Annotated in this window: 23 protein-coding genes; 15 read left to right on the forward strand and 8 right to left on the reverse strand. The window is 74.4% G+C overall.

Annotated elements, in window-relative coordinates; translation table 11 throughout:
• Positions 1-54 precede the first annotated feature (54 nt).
• The 3 genes from ACIOFR_RS14210 to ACIOFR_RS14220 all read left to right on the forward strand — a co-directional run bounded on the left by ACIOFR_RS14210 (position 55) and on the right by ACIOFR_RS14220 (position 1,532).
• Positions 55-459: a DUF5997 family protein gene (locus ACIOFR_RS14210; RefSeq protein WP_400996241.1), complete on the forward strand. Its 405-nt coding sequence runs from the start codon at positions 55-57 to the stop codon at positions 457-459.
• A 153-nt stretch (positions 460-612) separates the two neighbouring features.
• Entirely contained in the window at positions 613-846 is a 234-nt protein-coding gene (locus ACIOFR_RS14215; protein ID WP_400996243.1) for a hypothetical protein, read from the forward strand.
• 131 nt (positions 847-977) lie between these two features.
• Positions 978-1,532 (forward strand): methylated-DNA--[protein]-cysteine S-methyltransferase, encoded by a 555-nt coding sequence (locus ACIOFR_RS14220; RefSeq protein ID WP_400996245.1) that lies wholly within the window; start codon positions 978-980, stop codon positions 1,530-1,532.
• Between the two features lie 28 nt (positions 1,533-1,560).
• On the opposite strand, the gene ACIOFR_RS14225 is transcribed toward ACIOFR_RS14220, so the two are convergent.
• A complete protein-coding gene (locus ACIOFR_RS14225) occupies positions 1,561-2,682 on the reverse strand; it encodes an ATP-grasp domain-containing protein (protein WP_400996247.1) in 1,122 nt (373 codons plus the stop codon).
• Between the two features lie 974 nt (positions 2,683-3,656).
• Here ACIOFR_RS14225 and ACIOFR_RS14230 point away from each other — a divergent pair.
• Positions 3,657-4,709 carry a family 2 encapsulin nanocompartment cargo protein polyprenyl transferase gene (locus ACIOFR_RS14230; RefSeq protein WP_400996250.1) on the forward strand — a complete coding sequence of 351 codons (1,053 nt, stop codon included), beginning with the start codon at positions 3,657-3,659 and terminating at the stop codon, positions 4,707-4,709.
• A 152-nt stretch (positions 4,710-4,861) separates the two neighbouring features.
• Here the strand turns inward: ACIOFR_RS14230 and ACIOFR_RS14235 are convergent, their stop codons facing one another.
• Positions 4,862-5,869 (reverse strand): NAD-dependent epimerase/dehydratase family protein, encoded by a 1,008-nt coding sequence (locus ACIOFR_RS14235; RefSeq protein WP_400996252.1) that lies wholly within the window; start codon positions 5,867-5,869, stop codon positions 4,862-4,864.
• Between the two features lie 242 nt (positions 5,870-6,111).
• On the opposite strand from ACIOFR_RS14235, the gene ACIOFR_RS14240 reads away from it, so the two are divergent.
• The 3 genes from ACIOFR_RS14240 (at position 6,112) to ACIOFR_RS14250 (ending at position 8,517) form a co-directional block, all read left to right on the forward strand.
• Complete coding sequence (locus tag ACIOFR_RS14240) at positions 6,112-6,297, forward strand: hypothetical protein (protein WP_400996254.1); 186 nt, start codon at positions 6,112-6,114, stop codon at positions 6,295-6,297.
• Between the two features lie 53 nt (positions 6,298-6,350).
• Positions 6,351-7,685: a DUF1254 domain-containing protein gene (locus ACIOFR_RS14245; RefSeq protein ID WP_400996256.1), complete on the forward strand. Its 1,335-nt coding sequence runs from the start codon at positions 6,351-6,353 to the stop codon at positions 7,683-7,685.
• Between the two features lie 124 nt (positions 7,686-7,809).
• The gene (locus ACIOFR_RS14250) at positions 7,810-8,517 is read left to right on the forward strand and encodes a GAP family protein (protein WP_400996258.1); all 708 of its coding nucleotides are present in this window, start codon (positions 7,810-7,812) and stop codon (positions 8,515-8,517) included.
• Between the two features lie 39 nt (positions 8,518-8,556).
• Here ACIOFR_RS14250 and ACIOFR_RS14255 read toward each other — a convergent pair whose 3' ends face one another.
• Positions 8,557-10,392, reverse strand: a complete 1,836-nt coding sequence (locus tag ACIOFR_RS14255; RefSeq protein ID WP_400996260.1) for a sigma-70 family RNA polymerase sigma factor — start codon at positions 10,390-10,392, stop codon at positions 8,557-8,559.
• Positions 10,393-10,568: 176 nt separating this feature from the next.
• Here ACIOFR_RS14255 and radA point away from each other — a divergent pair, with 176 nt between their 5' ends.
• Together radA and disA are read left to right on the forward strand one after the other, a co-directional pair.
• Positions 10,569-12,092: a DNA repair protein RadA gene (radA, locus tag ACIOFR_RS14260; RefSeq protein WP_400996263.1), complete on the forward strand. Its 1,524-nt coding sequence runs from the start codon at positions 10,569-10,571 to the stop codon at positions 12,090-12,092.
• 220 nt (positions 12,093-12,312) lie between these two features.
• Entirely contained in the window at positions 12,313-13,371 is a 1,059-nt protein-coding gene (gene disA / locus ACIOFR_RS14265; protein ID WP_400996419.1) for a DNA integrity scanning diadenylate cyclase DisA, read from the forward strand.
• Between the two features lie 153 nt (positions 13,372-13,524).
• Here the strand turns inward: disA and ACIOFR_RS14270 are convergent, their stop codons facing one another.
• Positions 13,525-14,163 carry an ArsR/SmtB family transcription factor gene (locus ACIOFR_RS14270; protein WP_400996266.1) on the reverse strand — a complete coding sequence of 213 codons (639 nt, stop codon included), beginning with the start codon at positions 14,161-14,163 and terminating at the stop codon, positions 13,525-13,527.
• Positions 14,164-14,281: 118 nt separating this feature from the next.
• Here ACIOFR_RS14270 and ACIOFR_RS14275 point away from each other — a divergent pair, with 118 nt between their 5' ends.
• Positions 14,282-15,694 carry an MFS transporter gene (locus tag ACIOFR_RS14275; protein ID WP_400996268.1) on the forward strand — a complete coding sequence of 471 codons (1,413 nt, stop codon included), beginning with the start codon at positions 14,282-14,284 and terminating at the stop codon, positions 15,692-15,694.
• 165 nt (positions 15,695-15,859) lie between these two features.
• Here ACIOFR_RS14275 and ACIOFR_RS14280 read toward each other — a convergent pair whose 3' ends face one another.
• Positions 15,860-16,864, reverse strand: coding sequence for a helix-turn-helix transcriptional regulator (locus tag ACIOFR_RS14280; RefSeq protein ID WP_400996270.1), 1,005 nt, complete (start codon positions 16,862-16,864; stop codon positions 15,860-15,862).
• Between the two features lie 212 nt (positions 16,865-17,076).
• On the opposite strand from ACIOFR_RS14280, the gene ACIOFR_RS14285 reads away from it, so the two are divergent.
• The gene (locus ACIOFR_RS14285; RefSeq protein ID WP_400996272.1) at positions 17,077-17,985 is read left to right on the forward strand and encodes an NADP-dependent oxidoreductase; all 909 of its coding nucleotides are present in this window, start codon (positions 17,077-17,079) and stop codon (positions 17,983-17,985) included.
• A 121-nt stretch (positions 17,986-18,106) separates the two neighbouring features.
• Here the strand turns inward: ACIOFR_RS14285 and ACIOFR_RS14290 are convergent, their stop codons facing one another.
• Positions 18,107-18,985, reverse strand: a complete 879-nt coding sequence (locus ACIOFR_RS14290) for a hypothetical protein (protein ID WP_400996274.1) — start codon at positions 18,983-18,985, stop codon at positions 18,107-18,109.
• A gap of 157 nt (positions 18,986-19,142) precedes the next feature.
• Between ACIOFR_RS14290 and ACIOFR_RS14295 the strand changes: the two genes are divergently transcribed.
• Positions 19,143-19,871, forward strand: a complete 729-nt coding sequence (locus ACIOFR_RS14295) for a rhomboid family intramembrane serine protease (protein WP_400996277.1) — start codon at positions 19,143-19,145, stop codon at positions 19,869-19,871.
• A 79-nt stretch (positions 19,872-19,950) separates the two neighbouring features.
• Positions 19,951-20,847 (forward strand): A/G-specific adenine glycosylase, encoded by an 897-nt coding sequence (locus ACIOFR_RS14300; RefSeq protein ID WP_400996279.1) that lies wholly within the window; start codon positions 19,951-19,953, stop codon positions 20,845-20,847.
• A gap of 185 nt (positions 20,848-21,032) precedes the next feature.
• Here the strand turns inward: ACIOFR_RS14300 and ACIOFR_RS14305 are convergent, their stop codons facing one another.
• Positions 21,033-22,610, reverse strand: a complete 1,578-nt coding sequence (locus ACIOFR_RS14305; RefSeq protein WP_400996281.1) for an MDR family MFS transporter — start codon at positions 22,608-22,610, stop codon at positions 21,033-21,035.
• Positions 22,611-22,830: 220 nt separating this feature from the next.
• Here ACIOFR_RS14305 and ACIOFR_RS14310 point away from each other — a divergent pair, with 220 nt between their 5' ends.
• Entirely contained in the window at positions 22,831-23,451 is a 621-nt protein-coding gene (locus ACIOFR_RS14310) for a TetR/AcrR family transcriptional regulator (RefSeq protein WP_400996284.1), read from the forward strand.
• A 148-nt stretch (positions 23,452-23,599) separates the two neighbouring features.
• On the opposite strand, the gene ACIOFR_RS14315 is transcribed toward ACIOFR_RS14310, so the two are convergent.
• Positions 23,600-24,517 carry a M23 family metallopeptidase gene (locus tag ACIOFR_RS14315; protein WP_400996287.1) on the reverse strand — a complete coding sequence of 306 codons (918 nt, stop codon included), beginning with the start codon at positions 24,515-24,517 and terminating at the stop codon, positions 23,600-23,602.
• 496 nt (positions 24,518-25,013) lie between these two features.
• On the opposite strand from ACIOFR_RS14315, the gene ACIOFR_RS14320 reads away from it, so the two are divergent.
• Entirely contained in the window at positions 25,014-26,156 is a 1,143-nt protein-coding gene (locus ACIOFR_RS14320; RefSeq protein WP_400996289.1) for a threonine aldolase family protein, read from the forward strand.
• The last annotated feature ends 87 nt before the right edge of the window (positions 26,157-26,243 follow it).

Genomic DNA, 26,243 nt, shown 5'->3' on the forward strand with positions numbered 1-26,243 from the left:
GCCAGGTTACCCGCCGTGGTCGGGGGTAGCGCACGCGCTCGATACCCTTGCAGCATGACGCCGCACAAAACCCCCCAGACGATGAAGCCCGCCACCGCGGCGAAGAAGCTGGGTGTGTACCTCGAAGCCACCCCCGCCGAGTTCCAGGAGGGTGTCGTCTCGCGCACCGAGCTGAGTGCGCTGCAGGCCGACCCGCCCGAGTGGCTGCTCGAACTGCGACGCAACGGTCCGCACCCCCGACCCGTGGTCGCGGCGAAGCTCGGCGTCTCCATCGCCGGCCTCGCCCGCGGCGGCGTCACGGAGGCCCTCACCACCGAGCAGATCGAGGCGCTGAAGGCGGACGGCCCCGAGTGGCTTCAGCGGGAGCGTGCCACCCAGGCCGAGGTCCGCAAGGAAGCGGTGCGGATCAAGGAGCGGAACGCGGAGCGCGCCGAGCAGCCCCGCGGCCCGCGCGCCTGACTCCTCGGCGCCCGACGCCCCGCGCGCCCGAACCGGACGCGCCCGCCTGCACCGCACGCGCCCGGCTGCGGTCCGGCCGCGGTCCGGCCGCCGGTGGGCGTGCGGGCGGGGGCGGTCGTACGGTGGACCGGGGGCCCCTAGGAGGAGGTCGCGATGCCTGGTTCTGTCACGATCGGTCACGCCGAGGCACTGGTGGTGCTGAGCCACACGGATGCCGAGCGGTTGGCGACGGTGCTGCGGCAGATGTCGTCGATGCTGGAGCAGCCCGGCCCGGATCAGCTCTCCGACGCGCAGGTGAGGGCGCTCTGCGAGGGGCAGCCGCACCACCGCGGCGAGCTCGTGGAGTGGTGCCGCGGTCTGTCGGAGCACCTCAGGACGCACCTGTAGCACCCCTTCGGCAGGACGCACCCGCTGGACGCGTGCGCGCCCGCGGGGCCGGACGGCTGGGGCGGCGGGACCGCTGCCCCGGCCGTCGGCGTTCCGCCCGGACTGTCGGACCGGCGCGGTAGTTTGCCGGTATGGACATCTCCTGGGTCGCGGTCGACACACCGCTGCCGAGCGGCCCGATGCAGCTGGCGGTGACACCGCTCGGGGTGGCCCTGTCCTCCTACGTGGGCGAGTCGACGGCCGGGCTGCCGATCGGGGTGCCGCGGTGCACCGACGAGCAGAGGATCCGGGCCGTGCGCGGCCGGCTGGCCGAGTACTTCGCCGGTCGGCGAAGGGAGTTGGGGCTGCCGATCGACTGGCGGTTCGCCTCCGGGCCGCACCGGAGGGTGCTGGAGCGGCTGTTGGCCGACACCGGGTACGGCCGGACCGTGACGTACGGCGAACTCGCCGCCCGCAGCGGGGTGTTCGAGGACGTGGTGGAGCCCGGACTGGCGGCCAGGACGGTCGGCCAGATGATGGGCGCCAATCCGCTGCCGCTGCTCGTGCCGTGCCACCGGGTGGTGGCGGCGGACGGCATCGGCGGTTTCGGCGGCGGGCCGGCCGGCATCGAGGTCAAGCGCTGGCTGCTCACCCTGGAGGGCGTGCTGCCGCCGACCCTCGACTGGAACGGGCCGACCGGGGACTGAACGCCCGGCCGGTCCGTCCCGGCGCGGGTCAGACCAGGCCGAGCACCGGAGCGACCTGCTCGAACGCGGGCACCGGCGCGGCCGTCCGCTCGCAGGCGGGTGCGGGTGCCTGGCGGGGCAGCAGGGTCTGCCGCGGCAGCACCGGCTGGACGCCGGACACCAGCGTGTAGTCGGCGCCGAGGAACTCCACCTCGGGCAGCTGCGCCGGCGCCTCGCCGAGGGCCAGCTGCACCGCCGCCCAGGGCAGGTTCAGGCCGCACAGCCGGAGCTGGTGCAGGCCGCCGGACGGCCGGGTGTTGACGTCCAGCACCACCGGACGGCCGCGGTGGTGGCGGAACTGCACGTTGGAGAGGTACGAGACGCCGAAGGCCTCGATCAGCCGACGGGTCGGCTCCAGGTACGCGGGGTCGGTGGTGAAGTGCCGCCGGCGGCCCCGCTTGGCCCGGCCGACGGCGGTGAGCAGGCGGCCGTCCGCGGTGGCGAGGCAGTCGACCGAGACCTCGGGCCCGTCGAGGTACGGCATCACCAGCAGGTCGGCGGACCCGCCCGAGGCGGCGAGCGCGGCCGCGACCTGATCGAGCTGGACGGTGGCGTCGGGCGCGCCGGCCAGCCGGCGCAGGCCGAAGGGCTCCCGGGTCAGTATCCGGAACCCCTCGCCGCCGGCACCGGTGGCGGGCTTCAGGCAGGGGCGGCCGCCGTCGGCCTCGATCTCCTCGACGGCGGCGAGCAGCTCCTCGGCGGTGCGGACGTGCCGCCAGAGCGGGGTGGGCAGGCCGATGGTGTCCATCGCCGCGTAGCCGTCGGTCTTGGACTCGAACACGGCGATGGCGGCGGCGGAGGGGCAGACCAGGGCCGTGCCGACGGCCTCGAAGTCCCGGCGGCGCACGGCGACGGCGAGCTGGCCGACTCGGGGGACGAAGACGTCGATCTGTCGGCGGGCGCAGAATTCCAGTGCGAATTCCACATAGGCCTCGGGGCTCAGTCGATCGGGTTCGAGTGAGCCGAAGTCGGCGGCGGCGAGGACCGGCGAGTCCGGGTCCGTATGCGTGGCATGGATCTCGACCGGGCGCGGGGCGGCGCGCAGCTGATCGATGAAGAAGACGTTCTCGGAGTAGGTGCGGTTCAGCCAGACGCGTACGGGGGCGCTCACGGGGGTCTCCCAGGACATGGGCACAGCAGTGGGGAGGGCCAGGGCCGCGGCCGGCCATCGCCTCTGCCACGCCCTTGAGGTGGCACCTTAGCGGTCGCCGGGGCCCCGGTGAACGGGGGGTCGGCGGTTGTTCCGGGCGCCAGGCGCGGGCTGCGGGTCCGGGGCCCGCGGCCGGGCCGGGACGCGTCCGGACGGATCCTCAACTCCCGTCGGTTGAAAGGCTGTTGGTGATGTGCTTCGGCCGTGTTACGGCGCGGCTCGAAGGTTGCGGCCGTGTGAACATCGGGCGGCCTGCGCGGGGGTGGCGCGCCGGCGCCGGAGCGGAGGTCGGTGCGGGCGCCGTGGGGGCGCGGTCCGGCGGGGCGCGGTCGGGGTGCGGTCGGGGTGCGGACACGTCGCGCGCGGTCGCCGGGGCGGGGTGCGATCCGTCGAGTCGGGGCGCGGCGGGATTCGAGCGAATGACCGAATGACAATCGGCCGAATGTGCTTGTCGTCCTATTTATCCTGACCTATTGATCACTCGTATGAGTGATTGCGGATCTCACTCGAATGGCCTCAGCATGAGTGGTGCAACGGGATGCTCATTGCGTCACGTGCTCCGAATGCTTTCACGGGGAGGGCTCCTTCGATGTCGACCGGGACGGATATCGGCATTCCCGCGCGGGCTGGGCCGCTGCCGGCGCAGCAGCCGTCCTGCCCGGGCCCCGCAGGCGTACGGGCCCTGGCGGCGACCACCGGGGCGTGATCGGCCCCGCCCCACGACCGACCCGGGGCCGGGCCGGTGCGCTCCGTCCGGCGCACCGGCCCGGGACACCACACCGTGCAGCGGACGGCAAGCGAATCCCGGCGGGCGAGCGTCCCGACCGGAGCGGAGTCGGCCCGTGCCCGGGCCGACCGTACGGCGGCCGGTGCGGCGGTCCGGCACAGTCGCCGGCCCCGCCGCAGGTGGCCGGCCAGAGTGGGGGAGGGACCAGATGGGGATCTTCGCGTTGGAGCGTGATCATCGGGAGGGCAACGAGGCCGCCGAGGTGCTGGCCCGGGCGAAGGTCGCGGTCGACCCGGCCCTCAGGGCGGCCGTCGGCACCCTGCCGGAGTCGATGCGACTGGTCGCCGGCTACCACTTGGGCTGGTGGGAGGCGGACGGTACACCGGCCACCACCACCGGCTCGGGCAAGGCGATCAGGCCGGCCCTGGTGCTGGCGGCCACCCAGGCCGTCGGCGGCGGGCCCGACCCGGCGGTCCGGGCCGCCGCCGCGGTGGAGATGGTGCACAACTTCACCCTGCTCCACGACGACGTCATCGACCGGGACCAGACCCGCCGTCACCGGCCGACCGCCTGGCGGGTGTTCGGCACCACCGAGGCCATCCTCGCCGGGGACGCCATGCACTCGCTGGCCCTGCGGATCCTCGCCGAGGACGGCCACCCGGCGGCGCCGGGTGCGGTCCGCCGCCTCGCAGACTGCGTGGTCGAGCTCTGCGCGGGCCAGCAGGCCGACTGCGCCTTCGAGCAGCGCAGTGACGTTTCGCTGGCCGAGTGCCTGACGATGGCCGAGGCCAAGACCGGTGCGCTGCTGGGCTGCGCCTGCGCGCTGGGTGCGCTCTACGCGGGCGCCGAGCCGTCCGCGGTCGAGGCGATGGACGCCTTCGGCCGGGAGATCGGCCTGGCCTTCCAGCTGATCGACGACCTGATCGGCATCTGGGGCGACCCGGCGGTCACCGGCAAGCCGGTCGGGGCCGACCTGGCCGCCCGGAAGAAGTCCCTGCCGGTGGTCTTCGCCCTCGGCTCGGGGACGGCGGCCGGCGCCGATCTGGCGGAGCTGTACGCCCTCGACCGGCCGTTGAGCGCCCGGGAGCTGGAGCGGGCCGCCCAAGCGGTGGAGCGGGCCGGCGGGCGCAGCTGGGCCCAGGGCGAGTCCTGCGAGCGGATGGCGGCGGCGATCGCCCACCTCGCGGCGGCGGTGTCGGCGCCCTCGGCCGCCGACGAACTGCTCGCACTGGCGGAGCTGGTCACCCGCCGGACGCACTGACGCGGCGGGCGAGCCGGGTGAACCGGGCGAGCCGGGCCGGCGGCCGGGTCCGGGCGGGGGTGGTCCCGCCAGGGCCCGGCCGGCCCACGTCTGCCGGCCGCTTCCCCACCGGCAGTGGCCCGGTGGCCTTGCCCGGGTTCGGCCGGTCCACCTCAGGAGGCGTCCCGGTCGAGGATCCGGCGCTCCTTCTCCGGGTCGATGCCGAGCGGAAGGTCACCCTGCGCCCACGGCCGGGTGGACGGACCGCGTTCCTGCAGCCAGGTCCAGGTGTCGCGGACGGTGTCCGCGAGCGGCCGGTTGCGGAGCCCGGCCGCGGCGGCCCGTGACGCGTCGGGTCGCCAGGTGCCGTGCCAGTCCGGGAGGTCGGGCGCCCAGAGCGGCAGTTCGACCCAGGGCTGGACGCCGGCCGCGAGCAGAGCGGTGTCGTCCGCCCAGACCAGCTCCGCGTCGGAGCCGGTGGCCCGGACGCAGTGCTCCAGGAACTCGCCGTAGGTGGTCCGGCTGGCCGGCGCGGTGGTGACGTACCGCCCGGTCTCCCCGCGTTCCAGGAGGTCGAGGCCGAAGTCGGCGAAGTCGCGGGCGTCGATCAGCTGCACGGTGCGGCCGGGGTCGCCGGGCGCGAGCACCCGCCCGCCGAGGGCCATCCGCTCCAGCCACCAGGGCAGCCGGCCGACCGGCTCGTGCGGGCCGATCAGCAGTCCGCAGTTGAGGATCAGCGACCGCTCGCCGAAGTTCTCCAGCAGGGCGCGTTCGCAGCCGGCCTTGAGCGCGTTGCCCGGCGGTTGGTCGGGCGGGGTGTCGGCGGGGCAGGGGTGCGTGGGCGAGGACTCGTCGACGACCGCGGCGGGCCAGTCGGCGAAGGCGTGGACGGAGGAGACGAAGGTGTAGTGGTCGGTGTGGTCGCGCAGCAGTCGGGCCGACCGGGCCACGTCGTGGGGCTGCTGGCCGGCCGTGTCGACGACGGCGTCCCAGTGGCGCCCGGCCACCAGGCGCGCCAGATCGGCCGGGTCGGTCCGGTCGCCGTGCACGGCCTCGACGCCGGGCAGGTCGGCGCCGCTGATCCCGCGGTTGAAGGTGGTGACCTCGTGCCCGCGGGCCAGTGCCTGCGAGACGTAGGCCCGGCCGAGGAACTGCGAGCCGCCGAGAATGAGGATCTTCATGCCCCCAGCCTCTCCGGGCCGGGGCCCGGCAACGCTTCCGTTCACTCGTGGCGGACCACGCGGAGAGCGAACTCCCGGACCGCCGGGCGGGTAGCCGCCGGCCCTGCCGGGCTGCTGCCGCCCCTGCCGGTGACTCTGCCGGGGTGCCGACATGCCGGACCGGCGGGTGCCGCCCAGCATCCCGTCCGTACTGGTATGTCTTGATTGTCTGATTCGGTCAGTCATCCAGAGGAGTCCTCACCATGGGCAGCCCGGCGCTCGCCGACCCGGAGACCGTGCAGGCGGGCCCGGGGCTCGCCGGCCGGTTCGGGGGCCGCCGCCGCCACGCCCGGGCGTGCCCGATGAGCCGCGAGGACGGCCCGGTGCCGTCCGGCCCGGTGGCGCGGGACGGTCACCGGGAGCGCCCGCAGCCGACCGTGCGGCGCTGAACCCGGGCCCGACCGGCCCGCATCCCGAGCCACCCCGAACCCGAGGGAGCGACATGTCCCAGCCCGACCTGGAGACCCTGGCCGCCGACGCCTACATCTACGGCTATCCGCTGGTGTACGACCTCGGCAAGGTCGACGACCTCCGGACCGGGGGCGTCGCCTCCATGCCCGCCGCCGACTTCAACCTGTTCGGGCACGCGCGGCAACTCGCCCGGGCCGGGGACGACTTCGCCTCGGTCAACAACGACACCGTCTACTCGGTGGCCCAGCTGGACCTGTCCGGCGGCCCGCTGCTGCTGCACGTGCCGGACGCCGCCGGCGCGTACTACGTGCTGCAGTTCGTCGACGCCTGGACCAACAACTTCGCCTACCTGGGCCGCCGGGCCACCGGCACGGCCGAGCAGCGCTGGCTGATCGCCCCGCCCGGGTGGCACGGCACCCCTCCGGAGGGCGTCCGGGTGGTGGTCTGTCCGAGCACGGTCTCCACGGTCGTCGGGCGCTTCGCCTGCGCCGGTCCGGCGGACCTGCCCCGGGTGCGGGATCTCCAGCGGGAGCTGACGCTGACTCCGCTGGAGCCCGGCGGGGTGTACGCGGGCATCCCGCAGCCGGACCCGGCCGTCCCGGAGGAGATGCGCTTCTTCGAACAGCTGCGGCTGTGGATGGCGGCCTTCCCTCCCGCCGCGCCGGACGCCGGCTACCAGCGCCGGTTCGCCCCGCTCGGGCTGCTGGACGAGGGCCGCTCCCCGTACCTGGACGCCGCACCGGACTGGACGCATGCCCTGGCCAAGGGCCTCACGGCGGGCCGGGAACGGATCGAGGCGGCCAGTCGCCCGCCCGAGGGCCTGAACGCCGGCGAGTGGACCGGCAACCTGCACCTGTTCGACTACAACCTCGACCACTTCGGCCCCGGCACCCTCGACGACCCGCAGTGGCGGATCCCCGACCGGCGGGCCGCCTACCTCACCCGCGCCGTCGCGGCCCGGGTGGGCCTGTGGGGCAACCACGCCTACGAGGCCGCGTACTCCAGCGTCTACCACGACTCCGAGGGCCGGCTGCTGACCGGCGCCCACTCGTACACGCTGCGCTTCGACGAGGAGCCGCCGGTGGACGCGTTCTGGTCGATCACCATGTACGACGTCCCCGACTACTTCCTGGTCGCCAACCCGATCGACCGCTACTCGGTCGGTGACCGTACGGGCGGGCTGGTCCGCGGCGCGGACGGCTCGCTCACCCTGGTGCTCCAGCACGAGCGGCCCACCGACCCGGACGAGGCCGCGAACTGGCTGCCCACCCCGGCGGGGGAGTTCCGGCCGATGATCCGGATGTACCAGCCGGGTGCCGCGGTGCTGGACGGCTCGTACCGGCTGCCGCCGATCCACCCGAGGTAGGCGAGTGGCGGGCGACGGCGGGCCAGGGCGGGCAGCGGCGGGCGCGCGCCGGCCGCCGGACCTGCCGGACCCGCCCGACCGGCCGGACCGGTCGGGGGTGCCCCCGACGTACGGAGGGAGTTCCATGGGCGACGCGATCGGGCAGGTGCTGGCCCCCGCCGTCGGCGTCGCGATCAGTCCGCTCGCGCTGATCGCCGTGATCCTGATGCTGGCCACTCCCCGGGGTCCGGTGAACGGCACGGCCTTCACGGTCGGCTGGGTGGTGGCGCTGGCGGCCCTTACCACCCTCGTGGTGGTGGCCGGTTCGGAGCTGGACACCGGTGGCCCGAGGCCCACCTGGTCCTGGTGGGTGAAGCTGGCGGTCGGCGTGCTGTTCCTGCTGATCGGGGCCAGGCAGTGGCGGGGCCGGCCGCGCGAGGGCCACGTCATCGCGCCGCCCGCGTGGATGCGGGCGGTCGACCGGTTCACCCCGGCCAGGGCGGCCGGTCTGGCGACGATGCTGGTGGCGGCGAACCCGAAGAACCTGCTGCTGACGGTCGCCGGCGGCGTGTCGATCGCCACCAGTGACGCGTCGCCCGCCGGGAAGACGGCGGCGGCCGTGCTGATGGTGCTGGTGGGATCGCTGTGCACCCTGGTCCCGCTCGGCGTCCACCTCCTCGGGAGCGGGAGCGGGAGCGCGGGCTCGGGCGCGGGCGCGGGCAGCGACTCGGCGAAGCTGCTCGGCGAGTGGAAGGCCTGGATGTCCACCCACAACAGCGCGATCGTGACGGTGCTGCTGGTCGTCCTCGGCGCGACGTACGTCGGCGACGCCCTCTCCGGCCTGTCCGGCTGACGGCCCACCGGCGGGCCCCGGGAGGCGGGGCGATGCGGCTCAGGGGCCGGGAGTCCCGCCGCCCGCGCCCGCGCCGGTGGCGGGAGCCGGCTGCGGGGCCGGGTCCGCCGGCTGCCCGCTCGCCTGCCCGGTCGGTGCGGGGGACGGGGAGGACGGGGAGGAGGGCGGCGAGGGGGTCGACGGCTCCGGCGACGGCGGGGTGGACGGCGTGCCGGAGGCCGGATCGGGGGAGCTCGGCGCGGGACCGTCCGTCGGGGTGGCCGGTGACGGGTCCATGGGGGTGGGCGCATCGGTCGGTTCCTCGCCGCCGCGGTTCCGGGGGCCGCCCTCCAGGGTGACCACCGCCTCGGAGGGCGGCAGGGCGATCCGCGCCGTCCACGTTCCGGGCGGCACCCGGGTGTCGTCGACCGTGACGGTGACGGTGATCCGCTGGCCCGGGGCCAGCGTGCCGTAGTCCCGGCTGAGCCGGAGCCAGTCGGCGTCCACCACGGCGTGCCAGGCGATCGCCGTGCCTCCCGCGTTGGTGAGCGTGATCACGGTGCGGCTGCCGTACTCCTGCGCCTCGACGGTCAGCCAGCCGGCCGCGGCGGAGTCGCCGGTGCCGGGAACGGACGGTCCGGGGACGGGTACCCGGGGAGGGACGGGGACGGCCAGGACCGGCAGTACCGCCCCGCGAACCGCCGGGAAAGACGTTTCTGCAGTCACGGCGCCGACCAGCCGAACGTCACCCGACCCCGCCGACCCGGCCTGCACCAGCGGGACCACCGGGACGACCGGCGCCGCGGCCGGCTGCGCCGGGACCTTCGGAGGGCCCTTCACCGGGCCGGGCGCCACCCGGACGGAGGACACCGCCGCCGACGCGTCCGTCCCACCGCCGTCCCGCTGTGCCGCCCACAGCGCCACCATGGGCGCGGTCAGCACCGCCGCGAGCACCCCGGTGGTCACCACCCGCTGACGGACCACCAGCGACCGCCCGGCGGACGGCGCCCGGTGCCGGGGGAACCCGCGCTGGTCGAACCGCGGCTCGGACGGTTCCCCGCCCGACCAGGCGGCCGGTGCGGTCGCCCGGCGCCCGGCCGCCGCCCCCGCCAGGAAGGCCGCCCCGGCCGCCCCGTCCGGCAGCTGCGCCGCGGTGCCGCCGAGCCGGACCGGGACCGGCGCCGCCAGCAGCGGCAGCCCCGGCAGCCCGGCCAGGCCGGTTCCCAGCTCGCCGCCGACCCGCTCCGCGGTGCCCCGGCAGGTCGGGCAGTCCACCACGTGCTGCACCAGCTCGCGCCGGAGCGCCGGGCCGAGCACCCAGCCGCGCCAGCTCTCCGCGCCGACCCCGCCGAGCCGGGCCAGCACCGGACAGCTGCCCACCCCGAGCACCAGCAGCGCCGACCTGGTCCGGCCCACCTCGGCACCGGCCGCGGAGAGCAGCTCCTGCACATCGCCGTCGGAGCGGCCGAGCACCGCGGCCACCTCGGTGGCCGACAGCCGGTGGCGGACCGCCAGCTCCAGCGCCTCGCGCTGCTCCGGGTCGGTGCCCGCGGCCTCCGGCCAGGCCAACGAGGCCAGCTCCGCGCGGCGGCGGTCGGCCTGCGCCGGGCCGGGGGGCGGTTCGGCGGGCGCGCCGGTGCCGCGCTCCAGCCGTTCCAGGCAGCAGTGCCGCGCCAGCGCGTACAGCCAGGCCCGCCCGAGCGCCGGGTCGGCGGGCCGGTCGCCGTGCCGCAGCGCGAGGTCGCGCACCTCGCAGAGGGCCGCGACGGCCGCGTCGTGCTCGCACAGGACGGAGAGGCAGTAGGTGAAGAGCCCGTCGACGCAGCGGTCGTACGCCCGCAGGACGGGGGAACCGGCGGAGGCGGGGGAGGCGGGGGAGGCAAGCCTGGTGGTCACCCTCCGACGGTAGGGAGCCGGGGCGTCGCGCCCCCGGGAATCCCCGCGCTTGTACTTCTTTCGGGTAACAGCACCGTGGTGTTCCGGACAGCCGGCGGCCGCGTCCGGGCGGCTGTCGTGCTCACGCCGCGGCCGGCCGGCCCCCGCTGTCGTACCCACCCGCTACGGTTGGCCGCATGGCTGCCCGCACCAAGACCACCGCCAAGCCCCGCCCGGCGTACCGCTGCACCGAGTGCGGCAACCAACTGCCGAAGTGGGTCGGCCGCTGCCCCGAGTGCAACGCCTGGGGCACCGTCGAGGAGTACGGCGCCGTCCCGATCAGGACCACGGCGGCCGGGCCGGTCAGCTCCCCGGCCAAGCCGATCGGCCAGGTGGACGGGCAGGTTGCCACCGCCCGCACCACCGGCGTGCCGGAGCTGGACCGGGTGCTCGGCGGCGGCATCGTCCCGGGCGCCGTGGTGCTGCTCGCCGGCGAGCCGGGTGTCGGCAAGTCGACACTGCTGCTGGACGTGGCCGCCAAGGCGGCGAGCGCGCAGCACCGCACCCTCTACGTCACCGGCGAGGAGTCGGCCGGTCAGGTCCGGCTACGCGCCGACCGGATCAACGCCCTCTCCGACCACCTGTACCTGGCCGCCGAGTCCGACCTCGGCGCGGTGCTCGGCCACATCGAGGCGGTCAACCCCGGGCTGCTGATCCTGGACTCGGTGCAGACCATCGCCTCCGCCGAGCTGGACGGCGCCCCCGGCGGCCCGGCCCAGGTCCGCGAGGTGGCGGGCGCGCTGATCCGCGCCTCCAAGGATCGCGGCATGGCCACCCTGCTGGTCGGGCACGTCACCAAGGACGGTCAGATCGCCGGCCCGCGGCTGCTGGAGCACCTGGTCGACGTGGTGCTCAGCTTCGAGGGCGACCGGCACGCCCGGCTGCGGATCATCCGCGGCGTCAAGAACCGCTACGGCGCCACCGACGAGGTCGGCTGCTTCGAACTGCACGACGAGGGCATCGCGGGCCTCGCCGACCCGTCCGGCCTGTTCCTGACCAGGCGTGACAAGCCCGTGCCCGGCACCTGCCTGACCGTCACCCTGGAGGGCCGCCGGCCACTGGTCGCCGAGGTCCAGGCGCTGATGGTGGACTCCCAGATCCCCTCGCCCCGCCGGACCACCTCCGGCCTGGAGTCCCCCCGGATCGCGATGATCCTCGCCGTGGTCGAGCGGCACGGCGGCGTGAAGCTCGGCAAGCAGGACATCTACACGGCGACGGTCGGCGGGGTGAAGCTCACCGAGCCGTCCGCCGACCTGGCCATCGCCCTGGCGGTCGCCAGCTCCTCGTCCGACACCCCGCTGCCCAGCAACCTGGTGGCGATCGGCGAGGTCGGCCTGGCCGGCGAGGTCCGGCGGGTCACCGGTGTGCAGCGCCGCCTCGCGGAGGCGCACCGGCTCGGCTTCACCCACGCCCTCGTCCCGCCGGACCCGGGCAAGGTCCCCGCGGGCATGACGGTGGTCGAGGTCGCCGACATCGGGGAGGCCCTGCGCGCCATCCCGGGCCGCCGACGCGGCCCGGCCAAGCCCCGCGGCGAGGCCGCCGGAGCCCCGGCAGCGGGCGCCCGCGCGGCCCGTCCGGCCGTTGTCCCGGCGGCCGTTCCGGCCATCCCGGAGGAGCTGATGGAGGGCTGGGAGCCGGTCGACTCCGACGAACTGCGCTGACTCATGCCCCGTTAATGCCGCACGCAGTTAGACTTTGCCCTGTCTAATTGGCAATAAGTGCAGTACTGCGCCTATTTCCAGAATCACCGAGCGACACAGACAGACCAGCGAAGACCAAGCGACAGACCGTCGGGCGCCGTGCCACACGGTCCGGGGCGACCGGAGGAGTCACGTGGCAGGCAGCGACCGGGCGGACAAGTCCTCCCGCGAGGAGGCCCTGCTGCGGGCCTCCCTCAGTGCCATCGCGCCGGGAACGGCGCTGCGGGACGGGCTGGAGCGGGTGCTGCGCGCCAACACCGGCGGGCTGGTCGTGCTGGGCTTCGACAAGAGCGTCGAGTCGCTCAGTACCGGCGGCTTCGTGCTCGACGTCGAGTTCACCGCCACCAGGCTGCGCGAGCTGTGCAAGCTCGACGGCGCGGTGATCCTCGACAAGGACAGCACCAAGATCGTGCGGGCTGGGGTGCACCTGATGCCCGACGCGAACATCCCCACCGACGAGACGGGCACCCGTCACCGGACCGCCGAGCGGGTCAACCGCCAGACCGGGTACCCGGTGGTGGCCGTCTCGCACTCGATGCGGCTGATCGCCATGTACGTCAACGGCAGCCGCCGGGTGCTGGAGGACTCCACCACCGTGCTCTCCCGCGCCAACCAGGCGCTGGCCACCCTGGAGCGGTACAAGCTGCGGCTGGACGAGGTCGCCGGCACGCTCTCCGCGCTGGAGATCGAGGACCTCGTCACCGTCCGGGACGTCTCCGCCGTCGTCCAGCGGCTGGAGATGGTCCGGCTGATCGCCGCCGAGATCGCCGGGTACGTGCTGGAGCTGGGCACCGACGGGCGACTGCTCTCGCTCCAGCTCGACGAGCTGATCGCCGGCGTCGAGCCGGAGCGCGAACTCGTCGCCCGCGACTACTTCCCGGAGCGCGCCGCCAAGAAGGGCCGTACCGTCACCGAGGTGCTCGCCGACCTGGAGGCGCTCACCCACGCCGAGCTGCTCGACCTGCAGACGGTGGCGAAGGCGCTCGGGTACACCGGCACGCCGGAGTCCCTGGACTCCGCGGTCTCACCGCGCGGGTACCGGCTGCTGGCCAAGGTGCCGCGGCTGCCGAACACCGTCATCGAGCGGCTGGTCGAGCACTTCGGCGGGCTGCAGAAGCTCCTCGCGGCCAGCATCGACGACCTGCAGACCGTCGAGGGCGTCGGCGAGACCCGGGCCCGCTCGGTACGGGAGGGACTGTCGAGGCTCGCAGAATCGTCCATCCTGGAGCGCTACGTCTGACCGTCCGACCGGACGGGCCTGCGAAGCCGGAGCCGGAGCGGGGTCGGGGCGAGGCGTGGGCTGACCGTGCCGCAGGTGCCGACAGGTGCCGTCAGAGTCGGTCAGACGCCGCCGGATGCCGGCAGACCCCGGCAGGTGCCGTCAGGGGTGACGTCAGGTGACGTCGGCGTGGCCGGGCCGGGCCGGCGGGGGCGCGGACTTCGTCGCGTAGAGCAGGGTGAACAGGGTGACGTCGATGGCGTCCTCGTCCGCGCTGTCGCCCTCCTCCGCCAACTCGTCGAGGATCACGCCGAGCTGGTTGCGCAGCTTGATCACCCGCTCGGGGCGGAGCCGCATGGAGAAGTGGCTGAACTGGGAGGACGCCCGGGGCCTGCCGTCCGGCCCGGCGGGCAGCTCCAGCCGGTCGGTGAGGTACTTGAGCTCGAAGTCGGAGCGGACCAGGTCCATCGCGGCCAGCAGGGCGCCGAGCACCTCGGGGTGCTTCGAGGTGTCGTCGGCGAAGACTTCTGGGGCGAGGCGCAGTGACTTCTGCGCGTTGCGGTAGCGGCTCTCCACGATGCCCGAGACCAGCCGGGTCTCGGCGACCATGATCAGACCGACCTGCTCCAGCTGCTTGATGTGCCGGTACAGCTTGGTCGGGGTGTCGCCGAGTTCGGCCGCGATCTCCTTGACGGACAGCGGCGACGGCTCGCGCTTGTAGAGGGCGTTGAGGATCGCCAGCCGGACGGGGTCCGCGAGGGCCTTCAGGGTCGCAACGTCCTTGATCTCGCGCTCTTTCACCTGATCAGACACGTTGACACTTTCTCAGAACGTCAACGCTTGCGCAATCAATCACGCATCTGCAACCATTCACGCAATCGTGAATGGTTGCAGATGCGTGAGCATCTACGTTCGGGTGAAAGGCGGGGGCATGGCCAGGGCAGCAGACGCGGCGCGGTCGACGGACACGAGCACCACGGAGACCAGCGGCGTCACGGCAGATGACGGCATCACCGGCACGTCCACCGGTAGGACCCACCCGGCGCCCGACGCCGAGCCGGGCCCCGCCCCCACGCCCGACCTCGCCGCCGCGCCCACACCAGCCCCCACGTCCGACTTCACCGTCGCGCCGACCCCCACGCTCGTCCCGTTGCACCGCAACTGGCGGTTCCAGCTGCTCTGGGGCGGCGCCGCCTCCGCCATGCTCGGCACCTGCATCGCCGACACCGCGTACCCGCTCATGCTGCTGGCGATGACCGGCTCGCCGTCGCTGGCCGGGGCCTTCGGCGCCGTCCAGTTCACCGTCTCGCTGCTGCTCGGCATCCACGGTGGTGCGGTCGCCGACCGACACGACCGCCGCCGGATCCTGTTGATCGCCGACTCGTCGCGGCTGCTGGCCGCGCTCAGCATCCCGGTCGCGCTCTCCCTGCACTGCCTGACGGTCGCGCACACCCTGCTGGTCGGCGCGGTGCTCGGCGCCACCATGGCGTACTCGGGCCCGGTCCGGATGCTGGTGCTGCGTTCCGTCGTCCCGCCCGAGCAGCTGCGCCAGGCGTTGGCCCAGGACGAGGTGCGGGTCAGCGGCGCGTCGCTGGTCGGTCCGCCGCTGGCCGGGTTGCTGCTCGGCATGGGCCGGGCGGTCCCGTTCCTGGGCACGGTCGTGGCCTCGTTGCTGGCCGTCCTCGCGGCGTGGGCCGTCCGCTTCGAGAGCCGCCCGAACGCTGCTGCCGGGGAGGGCGGCCGCTCCGGCGGGGCGACGGCGGGGCTGCGGTACCTGCTGGCCGACGCCCGGCTGCGGGTCACGCTGCTGGTGCCGTTCCTGCTCAACCTGGCCGGGTCCGCGATGCTGCTGCCGGTGATGGTGCTGCTGCGCGACGGGGGCACCTCCAGCGGCGGGATCGGGCTCGCGCTCGCGGGGGAGGCGGTCGGTGGCCTGCTCGGTGCGCTGGTGGTGCGCCGGCTGCACCGGCTGATGCTCCCGGGACGGCTGCTGGTCACGGTGGCCTGGGTGACCGTGCCGCTGTTCCTGGTGCCGACACTGGCGGGTGGTCCGGTCGCGGTCTTCGTGACGCTGGCGGCGATGATGCTCGGGGTGCCGGCGTTGCGGGTGATGGTGGACGTGCTGATCTTCCAGCAGGTTCCGGAGGACCTGCGGGGCCGGGTGATCGCGGCGACCATGACGGTCTTCATGCTGGGCATACCGGCGGGGACGTTCGGGGCGGGCCTGCTGCTGGACCACCTCGAACCCGGGACCACCCTGCGGCTGTTCGCCGTCCTGCTGGCTGTCGCCCTGGTGCCGCCGACCCTCAGCCGGGCCCTGCGCTCCGCGCAGTGGCCGGCCTGACCCCGGCCGGTAGGCCCACCCACCCGGCTTCCCGGCCCCACCGGCCACCGACCCCGCAGGCCCTGCAGGCCCCACCGACCCCGCAGGCCCTGCAGGCCCCACCGACCCCGCAGGCCATGCAGGCCCCACCGACCCCGCAGGCCCGACCTGGACGGCCGGGCCGCCTCACCGCCCCGCGGGCCGCCGCGCCGGTGCCTCGGCGCTCCAACTGCCCAGCAGCCGCAGTGCGGTGTCGTCCGCACTGTCCGGGTCCGGGCTGAGGATGACGAGGGAGCAGCCCTCGTCCCCGGGCAGGCCGATGGTCTCGTAGTGCAGCTCGAACTCGCCGACCACGCGGTGGCGGAACCGCTTGCTGCCCCAGGTCTTCTCGCGCACCTCGTGGGCCGCCCAGAGGGCCGGGAACTCCGTGCTTCCGGCGGACAGTTCGGCGATCAGCGCGGCGAACCCGGGCTGCCCGCCGTACCGGCCGGCGGAGAACCGAAGGAAGCCCACGGTCTGCCGGGCCACGTCGGCCCACTGCGGGTAGAGCTCGCGGGCGGCGGGGTCCAGCAGGATGTGGCGGGCCAGGTTGAGGCCCTCGACACTCGCACCGACCGGGTCCAGGACCAGCGCGCCCGCCAGCCGGTTGGCGGCCAGGACCGTCATGTCCGGGCCGAGGACGTACGCGGGCACGGCGCCGACCGCGTCCAGCAGCCGCCGTAGCCCGGGCCGTACGCGCACGGCCCCCACCGTCGTACCGGCGCCCGCGCCCGCGCCCGCCACCCCTCCAGCGCCCCCGGCCCCGACCCCGACCCCGGCCCCACCCTCGGCCCCGACCCCGGCCGTACCCGCACCCCCACTGCCCGGCGCCACGATGCCGGTCCCCGTACCGTCCGCGCGGGCCCGCCCGCGGCTCGGGAGCCGGGCCAGGTCGCGCAGGTGGGTGCGCTCGGTCGGGTCCAACCGGAGCACCCTGGCGAGGGCGTTCAGCACGGCTGTGGACGGGTTGGCGGCCCGGCCCTGTTCGAGCCGGGTGTAGTAGACGGCGCTGACTCCGGCCAGGGCGGCGACCTCCTCGCGGCGCAGGCCCGGCACCCGCCGCGGTCCGTACTCGGGCAGGTCGAGGTCCTGCGGCGTCAGGCGGGCCCGGCGGGAGCGGAGGAACTCGCCGAGTTCACGGGTGGCGTCCATGGGAGCCGAGTATGGCCGGGCCGTCGCTTCGCCGCCTGTCCCTGCGGGTACCCCTCTGGCCGCCCCGGGGCGGGGCGGGTCGCCCGGGCCGGGTCCGGCCGTCCGGAACCTGGTACCGGCAGGGTGATGGCTGACGGGCCCGGCTCGGACGAGGGTGGCGGAACTGTCCGGCCGCGGCGGCCGGACTCCTCTGAAACTCAGGAGCGTTGGCGATGCGAGCGGTGGTCTTCTCCCGGTACGGCGACGAGAGCGTGCTGGAGCTGGTCGAGCTGCCCGGGCCGCGCCCGGCGGCGGGTGAGGTGCTGCTGCGGGTCCGGGCGGCCGGGGTCAACCCGGTCGACTGGAAGATGCGGGAGGGGTACGTCGGCACCGACCGGCCGTTCCCGCTGGGCCTGGGCTGGGACGTGGCGGGGGTGGTGGTGGAGTCCGCGGCGGCCGGCGGCCCGCCGGTCGGTGCCGAGGTGTACGGCATGCTGCCGCTCCCGTACGGCGCCGCGTACCAGGAGTTCACGGCGGTGCCCGCGGCGGTCCTGGCGCCCCTGCCCGACGGGCTGGACTTCGAGCGGGCGGCGGCGGTGCCGCTGGCCGCGCTGACGGCCTGGCAGGCGCTCGACGCCGCGGGGGTCAAGGGCGGCGAACGGGTGCTGGTGCAGGGCGGGGCCGGCGGCGTCGGTCACTTCGCCGTCCAACTGGCCAAGGCCCGCGGGGCGTACGTGCTCGCCACGGCTTCGGCGCGCAACCAGGACTTCCTGCGCGGGCTGGGGGCGGACGAACCCCTCGACCGCGGCGCCGGAGGCCCGTACCGCGGCGAACCGGTCGACGTGGTGATCGACGCGGTGGGCGGTCAGGTGCAGCACGACTCCTGGGCGCTGCTGCGGCCCGGGGGCATGCTGATCACCCTGCCTGAGCCGCTGGACGAGGCGTACCGGCGGCCGGGCGTCGACGCCCGCCGGATCGTGGTCGCCCCGGACGGGGAGGCGCTGACCCGGATCGGCGGGCTGATCGAGGCCGGCCGGGTCCGGGTGGAGGTCGAGCAGGTGCTGCCGCTGGACCGGGCGGCCGAGGCGCACCGGATCAGCGCGGCGGGCCGGGTCCGGGGGAAGCTCGTGCTGACCCTCTGACCCTCTGACCCTCTGACCCTCTGTCCCTCTGGCCCTCTGACCCTCTGACCCCGGGGATCCGGCCCCCGGCTCCCCGGACGCCCCCGGCTCCCCGGACGCCTCCGGCCCCGGCGGCCGGGCCTCAGGCGTCCAGGCGGATGGAGGTGCGGGCGACCAGGGGGCCGCCGGACGGGCCGGTGAGCTCGGCCTGGACGCGGTAGGTGTCCGGGGCGGCCGTGCTGCCGTCCGCGGACGCGCACTGCGGCTTGCTGCGGCTGCGGTCCCAGCTGAAGGTCTCGGTCAGCCCGCTGCCGGCGGACACCTGGACCCAGGTGTTCTGACGGTCGGTCGGGCAGTCGCCGGAGGACCAGAACCGCTCGCCGTTGCTGGCGGTCAGGGTGATGGTCGAGGCGGTCCGGCCGAGGTCGACCCTGCAGTTCGGGCCGGCGGTGTTGCGGACCGTCAGGGTCACCCGCGGCTTGTCCTTGGGCTGGTACGCGGGCTGTGCGCTGGCGAGTTCCAGAGTGATCTGCGCGGCGGTGCAGACCGGCAGCGCGAGGATCTCGGGGGTGTTGACCTGCGGGCCGCCGGTCGTGCCGGTCGCACCGGAGGCGCCACCGCCCGTGCCGCCGGCGCCGGTTCCGGTTCCCGTGCCGCCCGCGCCGGTCGTCGTGCCCGTACCGTCACCGCTGCCGGTGCCGCCGCTGGTCAGGCTGACGTCGCCGCCACCGCCGCCGGAGACGCTCCCCGAGCCGCCGGTGCCCGCACCGCCGCCGTTGCCCGAACCACCCGTGCCACCGGGGCGGGTGGTGATCGCGGAGCCGGTCGGGGACGCCCCGGGGGTGATCGACTGCGCCGGCGCGGGCTGCGCGCCGTGCGGGGGTTTCCTGCCGCCGTCCGATCCGGACGTCATCCAGACGATCAGCACGAGCGCGGCGAGCAGTGCGGCGAACACGACGACTCGCCGCCGCCAGTAGATCGAGGCCGGCAGCGGTCCCACGGGTTGACGCAGAGAGGGCACGGGCAAACTCTACGAGACTGTGTGCACCCGTTGATGCATCAACACTGCACCGGGGTCACTTCCTTCACATGATCCGCCATTTGCTCCGGTCGAGCGAATGCCAACCGTCGGCGAGAGGGGGCGGACGGCCGCCGGGCGCTCGTCCTATAGTCGGCCCATGGCCACGGACCCACGCCCCGCCCTCGACCCGGCTCGCATGATCGCCGAGGCGCGACGCGCCTTCTTCGTGATGTTCGCCTTCCTGGTCGTGCTCTGGGTGGTCCAGATCGCCAACTGGGCGGGCGACGGCGAGCTGGTGCGCGACTACGGCCTTGTCCCCCGTGACACCGGCCGGCTGGGCACCGTCCTCACCTCGGAGTTCCTGCATGTGAACTGGCAGCACCTGGAGGCCAATTCGGGTGCCCTCTTCATCTTCGGGTTCCTCGCCGCCTACCGGGGCGTCAAGAAGTTCCTCGGCCTGACCGCGCTGATCACGCTCACCGACGGCGCTGCGGTCTGGTTCTTCGAGCAGGACCACACGGTGACCGTGGGCGCCAGCGGGCTGATCTACGGCTACTTCGGCTACGTGGTGCTGCGTGGCTTCTTCGACCGCAACCTGGTCGACAGCCTGATCGGCCTGGTGATGGGCGCGTCCTTCGCGTACATGCTCACCAGCGCCGTTCCCGGTACGCCCGGCGTGAGCTGGCTCGGCCATCTCGGCGGGCTGGTGGGCGGCCTGGCCGGCGCGTGGATCTTCCGCGACCGCAGTGCCCGCAGCACCACCAGTGTCACCAGCACCACCGGCACCACCGGCGAAGGCCCCGGGGCCGCCGCCGCAACCGGGTCCGCCACCACCCCCAGCCCCCGCGCGGCGCTGCTCAAGGAGCTCGACGACCTCGGGCTCTGAGCCGTCCCGTCCGATGGACCCGGCGGCTCCACCGGTCCCGTCCCGACGCCCCTCCCCGCCGTGGGAGGATCGAAGGGCCATGGTTGCCATCACCGCCGTCACCCCGGCTCCGCTGCTCCACACGACCGTCATCGACTGGTACGAGGCCAACGCCCGCGACCTGCCCTGGCGCACTCCGGACGCCTCCCCGTGGGCCGTCATGGTCAGCGAGTTCATGCTCCAGCAGACCCCGGTCAAGCGGGTCCTGCCCGCGTACGCCGCCTGGCTGGAACGCTGGCCGACGCCCGCCGACCTGGCCGCGGACGCTCCGGGCGAGGCCGTCCGGATGTGGGGCCGGCTCGGTTACCCGCGCCGGGCGCTCCGCCTGCACGCCGCCGCCGTCGCGATCACCGAGGAGCACGCGGGCCGGGTGCCCGAGGATCACGCCGCCCTGCTGGCGCTGCCCGGGGTGGGGGAGTACACCGCCGCCGCGGTGGCCTCGTTCGCGTTCCGGCAGCGGCACGCGGTGCTGGACACCAACGTCCGCCGGGTCTTCGCGCGGGCGGTGACCGGTGTCGAGTACCCAGCGCAGGCGACCACCGCGGCCGAGCGCCGGACGGCCGCCGAACTGCTGCCGGCCACCGCGGAGACGGCCGCCACCTGGGCCGTCGCGGTCATGGAACTCGGCGCGCTGGTCTGCACCGCCCGCAGCCCGGAGTGCGCCGGCTGCCCGTTGCTGCGGCAGTGCGCCTGGCAGCGGGCCGGCCGACCGCCGTACGAGGGCCCGGCCCGGCGCGGTCAGACGTACGAGGGCACCGACCGCCAGGTCCGGGGCAAGTTGCTGGCCGTACTGCGCGAGGCGCACGGCGAGGTGTCGCAGGCCCGGCTGGACGAGGTCTGGCCCGAGCCGGTGCAGCGGGCCCGGGCGCTGGACGGGCTGGTCGCGGACGGCCTGGTCGAGCCCGTGGCGCCGGGGGTCTACCGGCTCCCACAGTAGCCACCCCCACCGCACCGCCCAACCCCACCGCACCAGCCACACCCAGCACGCCACCCGCAGCAACACCGCCCACCCCCCACCGCCCGCAGCAACCCGCGAAGCCCGCAGCAACCCGCGAAGCCCGAAGGGCCCGTCCGGAGCGCATCCGGACGGGCCCTTCGGTGCTGTATGACCGCGGGGGTGGGTCAGACCGCCTCGACCGCAGGCTCGGGCTTCTGCCCGGCACCGCGCAGCGGGATCTCCCGGAGGAAGACCGCCGCGGTGACCGCGATCAGGCTGATCACGGCGCCCCACAGGAAGACGGTGTGCATGCCGTTGGAGACGGCGTGGTGGGCCAGGTCCTGGACGGCCGCGGGCGCCTTCTTCAGGCCGGTCGGGTCGAGGGCCTGCTGCCCGCCCTGCCCGCCACCGCCGCCACTGCTGCCACCGCTGAGGGTCTCCTTGACCTGGTTGTTGAACAGCGCGCCGAACAGCGCCACACCGAACGAGCCGCCGATGGTCCGGAACAGGGTGGCGGAGGAGCTGGCCACGCCCATGTCCTTGAGCTCCACGCTGTTCTGGGCGACCAGCATGGTGATCTGCATCAGGAAGCCCATGCCGGCGCCGAGCACCACCATGTAGCAGGAGGAGGCGAAGCGGCCGGTGTCGGTGCCGAGGGTGGAGAGCAGCAGCGAGCCGCCCGCCATCACCGCGGTGCCGATGATCGGGAAGATCCGGTACTTGCCGGTCTTGGAGACGATCTGGCCGACCACCAGCGAGACGGCCAGCATGCCGAACATCATCGGCATCAGCAGCAGGCCGGAGTTGGTGGCCGAGGCGCCCTGCACGATCTGCTGGTACAGCGGCAGGTAGGCGACCGCGCCGAACATCGCGAAGCCGACGATGAAGCCGATGATCGAGACCATCGTGAAGTTGCGGATCTTGAACAGGCCGAGCGGGATCACCGGCTCCTCGGCGCGCTGCTCGACGTAGCAGAAGCCGATCAGCGAGGCGACGCCCAGCGCGGCCAGGCCGAGGATCTGCTTCGAGCCCCAGGCGTACTCCTGGCCGCCCCAGGTGGTGATCAGGACCATCGAGGTGATGCCCGAGGTGAGCAGCAGCGCACCGAGGTAGTCGATCTTCGCGGTCGACCGCATCTTCGGCAGGTGCAGGGTGATCACGATGAACGCCAGTGCCACCGCGCCGAGCGGCAGGTTGACGTAGAACGTCCAGCGCCAGCTGAGGTGGTCGGTGAGGAAGCCGCCGATCAGCGGCCCGCCGACGGTGGCCAGGGCCATCACCGCGGCGAACATGCCCTGGTACTTGGCGCGGTCCCGCGGCGGGACCAGCGCGCCCATGATCGACATCACGCCGACCATCAGACCGCCGGCGCCCAGGCCCTGGAGCGCGCGGAAGGCGATCAGCTGGGTCATCGAGTCGGACAGGCCGCACAGGGCCGAGCCGACCAGGAAGATCACGATGGAGATCAGGAAGACGCCCTTGCGGCCGTACAGGTCGCCGAGCTTGCCCCAGATCGGGGTGGAGACGGCGGTGGCCAGGGTGTACGCGGTGACGACCCAGGCGATGTGTTCGGAGCCGTGCAGCTCGCCGACGATGGTCGGCATCGCGGTGCCGATGATCAGGTTGTCGAGCATCGCCAGCAGCATCGCGATGACCAGCCCGATCATCACCAGGCGGATCTCGCGCGGCGACTTCGGCTCGGGCTCGGTCGGTCCGGCGGCCGGCGGTTGGTCGGCCGCGGCCTCGGCCTGCTGTTGTGACATGGTGCTTCTCCCCGGAAGAGCGGCTCGGCCGCGTCCTCCGCGGCTCACTTACTTGACGACCGGCTAGTGAATCGTCGGCTCGCACGGTAAGTTGTCCACTAGCCGGGCGTCAAGCCAGTTTCGGCGTGAGCCCCGTGGGCAGGGAGAATGCACCCCGAGGCGCGCTTCGAACAGCCGATCGCGCCGCCCACCGTCGCCGTCACGAGGCAGGCCGCCAGTCATGAGCACGACCCAGAGCCCCCGCAGCGACACCCGCGCGCGGATCCTCGACGTGGCGTTGGAGCTCTTTGCGGCCCAGGGGTACGAGAAGACCTCGCTGCGTGAGATCGCCGACCGCCTCGGCGTCACCAAGGCCGCGCTCTACTACCACTTCAAGACCAAGGACGACATCGTCCGCGGCATCGTGCGCAGCATGGCGGCGCCGATCGACGAGGCCATCGCGTACGGCGAGGGCAAGCCCTGGTCGCCCGAGCTGCGGGACGAGATGGTCCGCCGCTTCGCCGCCGGGATGGCCGAGCGGGCGCCCCTGCTGCGGTTCTTCCACGAGAACCAGCCCGCCCTCCGGGAGTCGGAGGCCGGGCTGGAGTTCAAGGACCGGATGGTCGCGATGATCCGGCTGGTGCACGGCCCGGACGCCACCTTCCACGACCGGCTGCGCGCCACCATGGCGCTGTTCTCGATCAACTCGGCGCTGTTCCTGCTCAAGCACGACGACGGCGAGAGCTGCGGACCGCACGCCGGCGGACCGCGGGCGGGCACCCTGGAGGAGGCCATGGCGGCCGCGCTCGAAGTGGCCCTGGAGATCTCCGGTCGGATCACGCCGACGGCCGCCCGGTCCTGAGCTCGGGCAGGTCCGAGCCCGGGCGGGGCGGCCGCAGGGGCAGAACGGTCGGTTCCGACGGGCAGAGCGGTTCCGACGGGCAGGCGGTTCCGGCGGGGGCGGAACGGGTCCGGAGGGGCGGATCGGTTCCGGCGGGCCGGAGCGGGGATCAGACCCCGGTGGCGCCGTGCGACTTCAGGTACGACACCGGGTCGATCACGGCGCCGTACTTGTTCGCGGTGCGGATCTCGAAGTGCAGGTGCGGGCCGGTCGAGTTGCCGGTGTTGCCGGACAGGCCGATCTGCTGGCCCGCGGACACCTTCTGGCCGGCGTGCACGGCGAGCTTGGACATGTGGGCGTACTGGGCGAACTTGCCGTCCGCCAGCTTCAGCACGATCTCGTTGCCGTACGCGCCGTCGGGGGCGGCCGAGACGACGGTGGCGTTGCCCACCGCGAGCAGCGGCGTACCGACCTTGACGGCGTAGTCCTCACCGGTGTGGTAGCCGGCCGCGTAGGAGTGGTTGATCTTGCCGAACGGGTTGCTGTGCACCGCACCCGCGACCGGGGTCGACCACTCGGGCGCCGGGGCCGGCGCCGGGGCGGGAGCCGGAGCAGGAGCGGGGGCGGGCGCCGGAGCAGGGGCGGGAGCCGGAGCGGCCTCGGCCGCGGGGGCCGGCGCCTGCTCGGCGGCCGGGGCCGGGGCCGGGGCCGGGCTGGCGTCGAGGTTGCTCGCCACCGCCACGGCGTCCTGCGAGGAGACCGACTTCGGCAGCTTGTAGTCGGCCGGGGCCGCGATCTGGACCACGGCGGCCGGGGCGGCCGGGGCGGCGGCGGTGAACGCCGAGCTGCCCGGGGTGGTCGGGTGCACGGTCTGCGCGTGGGCGGCCGAGGCGGGGATCAGCATGGCGCTGACGGCCAGCACGGCCGCGCCGCCCCAGGCGACGGTGGCGCGACGGTCCTGCAGTCGGCCCAGCACGGCGCCGCCGTTCGCGCCCTGGAGGTGTGCCAGGGCGGGGATGCCGCGCAGGGCCGGGGCGGACCCGACCGCGGTGAGCAGCCTGCGGCCGGTGCGGGGGAGAGAAAGCATCGGTGACAACCTCGCGGTCGGGGGTCAGTGCGTCGTGGAGCCGCTCGGCTCGAAGCACTGGGGGGGACCACTCAGGTGTAACCGTCACCGTGGGCAACCCGAAACCGTGTGACGTACTACGGCGGCTAGTGTCCGGCGCCCGGCGGAGCGTCGGCCGGACGGGGCGACGATCTTCCGCCCGGCCCGGGAATCCGGCGTCGATCCGCTCCGCGGACTGGCCGCTGCGGCCCGGGCGTCACCGGGTGCTCACTCCCGGGCCCGCACTACTACCCACCCTCGTACCGGTGTCACGCCCTGTGAGCAGTACCACCGGCAGGGGCCCCGCAAACCACCCGAAACCATCGGATCTCCCCCGGAAACCCCCGCCTCCTCCTCCCTCTCCGCCGCGGAGTCCGGCCCCCGGGAACGAGCCGGGGAGGACGGAACGCGGTGTCCTCCCGGGCAGAAGAACTGCGTCCTCACCGGCCCGGGCCGGTGGATCGGCGATGATCGGGGAATGACCGCAGCCGCACACCGCCCCGACGAGGTGCCCCCGCCCACGGACCCCGCCCGCCGGTTCGCCGCGCTGCGCGGCTGTGACCGGATCCTGTCCGGCGCCCGTCCGCGGACCCTCCGGGAGCGCCTCGCCGCGCTGTCCGAGGGCGCGGAGGAGCTGTACGACCTGGACGAGGGGCCGGACTTCTACGGCGACGGGATCGTCCGGGCGCTGGAGCGGCGGGTGGCGGGCCTGCTGGGCCTGCCGGAGGCGGTCTACTTCCCGACCGGCACGATGGCCCAGCAGGCCGCCCTGCAGTACTGGGCGGACGGCGCCGGCCGGACGGTCGCCATGCATCCGCTGGCCCACCCCGAGGTGCACGAGCAGCGGGCCTACTCGGTGCTCAGCGGCCTGCGGACGGTCTGGCCGACCGGCGCGCCCCGTCTGCCGACCGCCGCCGAGCTGCGGTCGGTCGGCGAGGCGTTCACCACGCTGATGATCGAGCTGCCGCTCCGGGACGCCGGTTTCGTGCTGCCCACCTGGGCCGAGCTGACCGCGGTGGTCGACGAGGCCCGCCGGCAGGGCGCGTTCGTGCACCTGGACGGCGCCCGGCTCTGGGAGTCCGGTCCGCACTTCGGGCGGTCGCTGCCCGAGATCGCGGGGCTGGCCGACTCGGTCTACGTCTCCTGCTACAAGACGCTCGGCGGGACCAGCGGGGCGCTGGTCGCGGGGGACGCGGAGTTCGCCCGGGGGGTGCGGATCTGGCGCCACCGGTACGGCGGCCGGCTGTTCCAGCAGTGGCCCGCCGTCCTCACGGCGCTGGCCGGGCTGGAGCGCGAACTGCCGCGCCTGGACTCGTACGTGGCCAACGCGAAGGCGGTGGCCGCGGCCCTGGCCGAGGTGCCCGGGGCCCGGGTCAACCCGGATCCGCCGCACACCCACCAGTTCCGGTTCTGGCTCCCGTACCCGGCCCAGGCTCTGAACCGGGCGACCGTGCGGCTCGCCGAGGAGCAGGGCGTCGGCCTGTTCGGCACCTGGGACGAGCCGGGCCCGCTGCCCGGGTTCTCGATGACCGAGGTGACCGCCTCCGCCGCCGCGCTGGACTGGACGCCCCGTGAGGTCAGCGAGGCGGTGGCGCTCTTCCTGGAGTTCGTCGAGGACTAGGCCCCGGCCGGACGGGACCCGGCGCCGCGACTTCCGGACGCGCCGCGGCCCCGGCGGGAGAACCCGCCGGGACCGCAGTCGTTCAGT

Source organism: Kitasatospora sp. NPDC088346, assembly GCF_044740765.1.
GTDB lineage: Bacteria > Actinomycetota > Actinomycetes > Streptomycetales > Streptomycetaceae > Kitasatospora.

What these genes read in the sequence shown, in the direction of transcription:
- ACIOFR_RS14250 (WP_400996258.1), top strand. Translation starts at nt 7,810, where the DNA reads ATGGGCGACGCGATCGGGCAGGTGCTGGCCCCCGCCGTCGGCGTCGCG.
- ACIOFR_RS14275 (WP_400996268.1), top strand. Translation starts at nt 14,282, where the DNA reads ATGGCCAGGGCAGCAGACGCGGCGCGGTCGACGGACACGAGCACCACG.
- ACIOFR_RS14220 (WP_400996245.1), top strand. Translation starts at nt 978, where the DNA reads ATGGACATCTCCTGGGTCGCGGTCGACACACCGCTGCCGAGCGGCCCG.
- radA (WP_400996263.1), top strand. Translation starts at nt 10,569, where the DNA reads ATGGCTGCCCGCACCAAGACCACCGCCAAGCCCCGCCCGGCGTACCGC.
- ACIOFR_RS14295 (WP_400996277.1), top strand. Translation starts at nt 19,143, where the DNA reads ATGGCCACGGACCCACGCCCCGCCCTCGACCCGGCTCGCATGATCGCC.
- ACIOFR_RS14285 (WP_400996272.1), top strand. Translation starts at nt 17,077, where the DNA reads ATGCGAGCGGTGGTCTTCTCCCGGTACGGCGACGAGAGCGTGCTGGAG.
- ACIOFR_RS14240 (WP_400996254.1), top strand. Translation starts at nt 6,112, where the DNA reads ATGGGCAGCCCGGCGCTCGCCGACCCGGAGACCGTGCAGGCGGGCCCG.
- ACIOFR_RS14280 (WP_400996270.1), bottom strand. Translation starts at nt 16,864, where the DNA reads ATGGACGCCACCCGTGAACTCGGCGAGTTCCTCCGCTCCCGCCGGGCC.
- ACIOFR_RS14315 (WP_400996287.1), bottom strand. Translation starts at nt 24,517, where the DNA reads ATGCTTTCTCTCCCCCGCACCGGCCGCAGGCTGCTCACCGCGGTCGGG.
- ACIOFR_RS14300 (WP_400996279.1), top strand. Translation starts at nt 19,951, where the DNA reads ATGGTTGCCATCACCGCCGTCACCCCGGCTCCGCTGCTCCACACGACC.
- ACIOFR_RS14245 (WP_400996256.1), top strand. Translation starts at nt 6,351, where the DNA reads ATGTCCCAGCCCGACCTGGAGACCCTGGCCGCCGACGCCTACATCTAC.
- ACIOFR_RS14215 (WP_400996243.1), top strand. Translation starts at nt 613, where the DNA reads ATGCCTGGTTCTGTCACGATCGGTCACGCCGAGGCACTGGTGGTGCTG.
- ACIOFR_RS14230 (WP_400996250.1), top strand. Translation starts at nt 3,657, where the DNA reads ATGGGGATCTTCGCGTTGGAGCGTGATCATCGGGAGGGCAACGAGGCC.
- ACIOFR_RS14235 (WP_400996252.1), bottom strand. Translation starts at nt 5,869, where the DNA reads ATGAAGATCCTCATTCTCGGCGGCTCGCAGTTCCTCGGCCGGGCCTAC.
- ACIOFR_RS14210 (WP_400996241.1), top strand. Translation starts at nt 55, where the DNA reads ATGACGCCGCACAAAACCCCCCAGACGATGAAGCCCGCCACCGCGGCG.
- ACIOFR_RS14320 (WP_400996289.1), top strand. Translation starts at nt 25,014, where the DNA reads ATGACCGCAGCCGCACACCGCCCCGACGAGGTGCCCCCGCCCACGGAC.
- ACIOFR_RS14305 (WP_400996281.1), bottom strand. Translation starts at nt 22,610, where the DNA reads ATGTCACAACAGCAGGCCGAGGCCGCGGCCGACCAACCGCCGGCCGCC.
- ACIOFR_RS14310 (WP_400996284.1), top strand. Translation starts at nt 22,831, where the DNA reads ATGAGCACGACCCAGAGCCCCCGCAGCGACACCCGCGCGCGGATCCTC.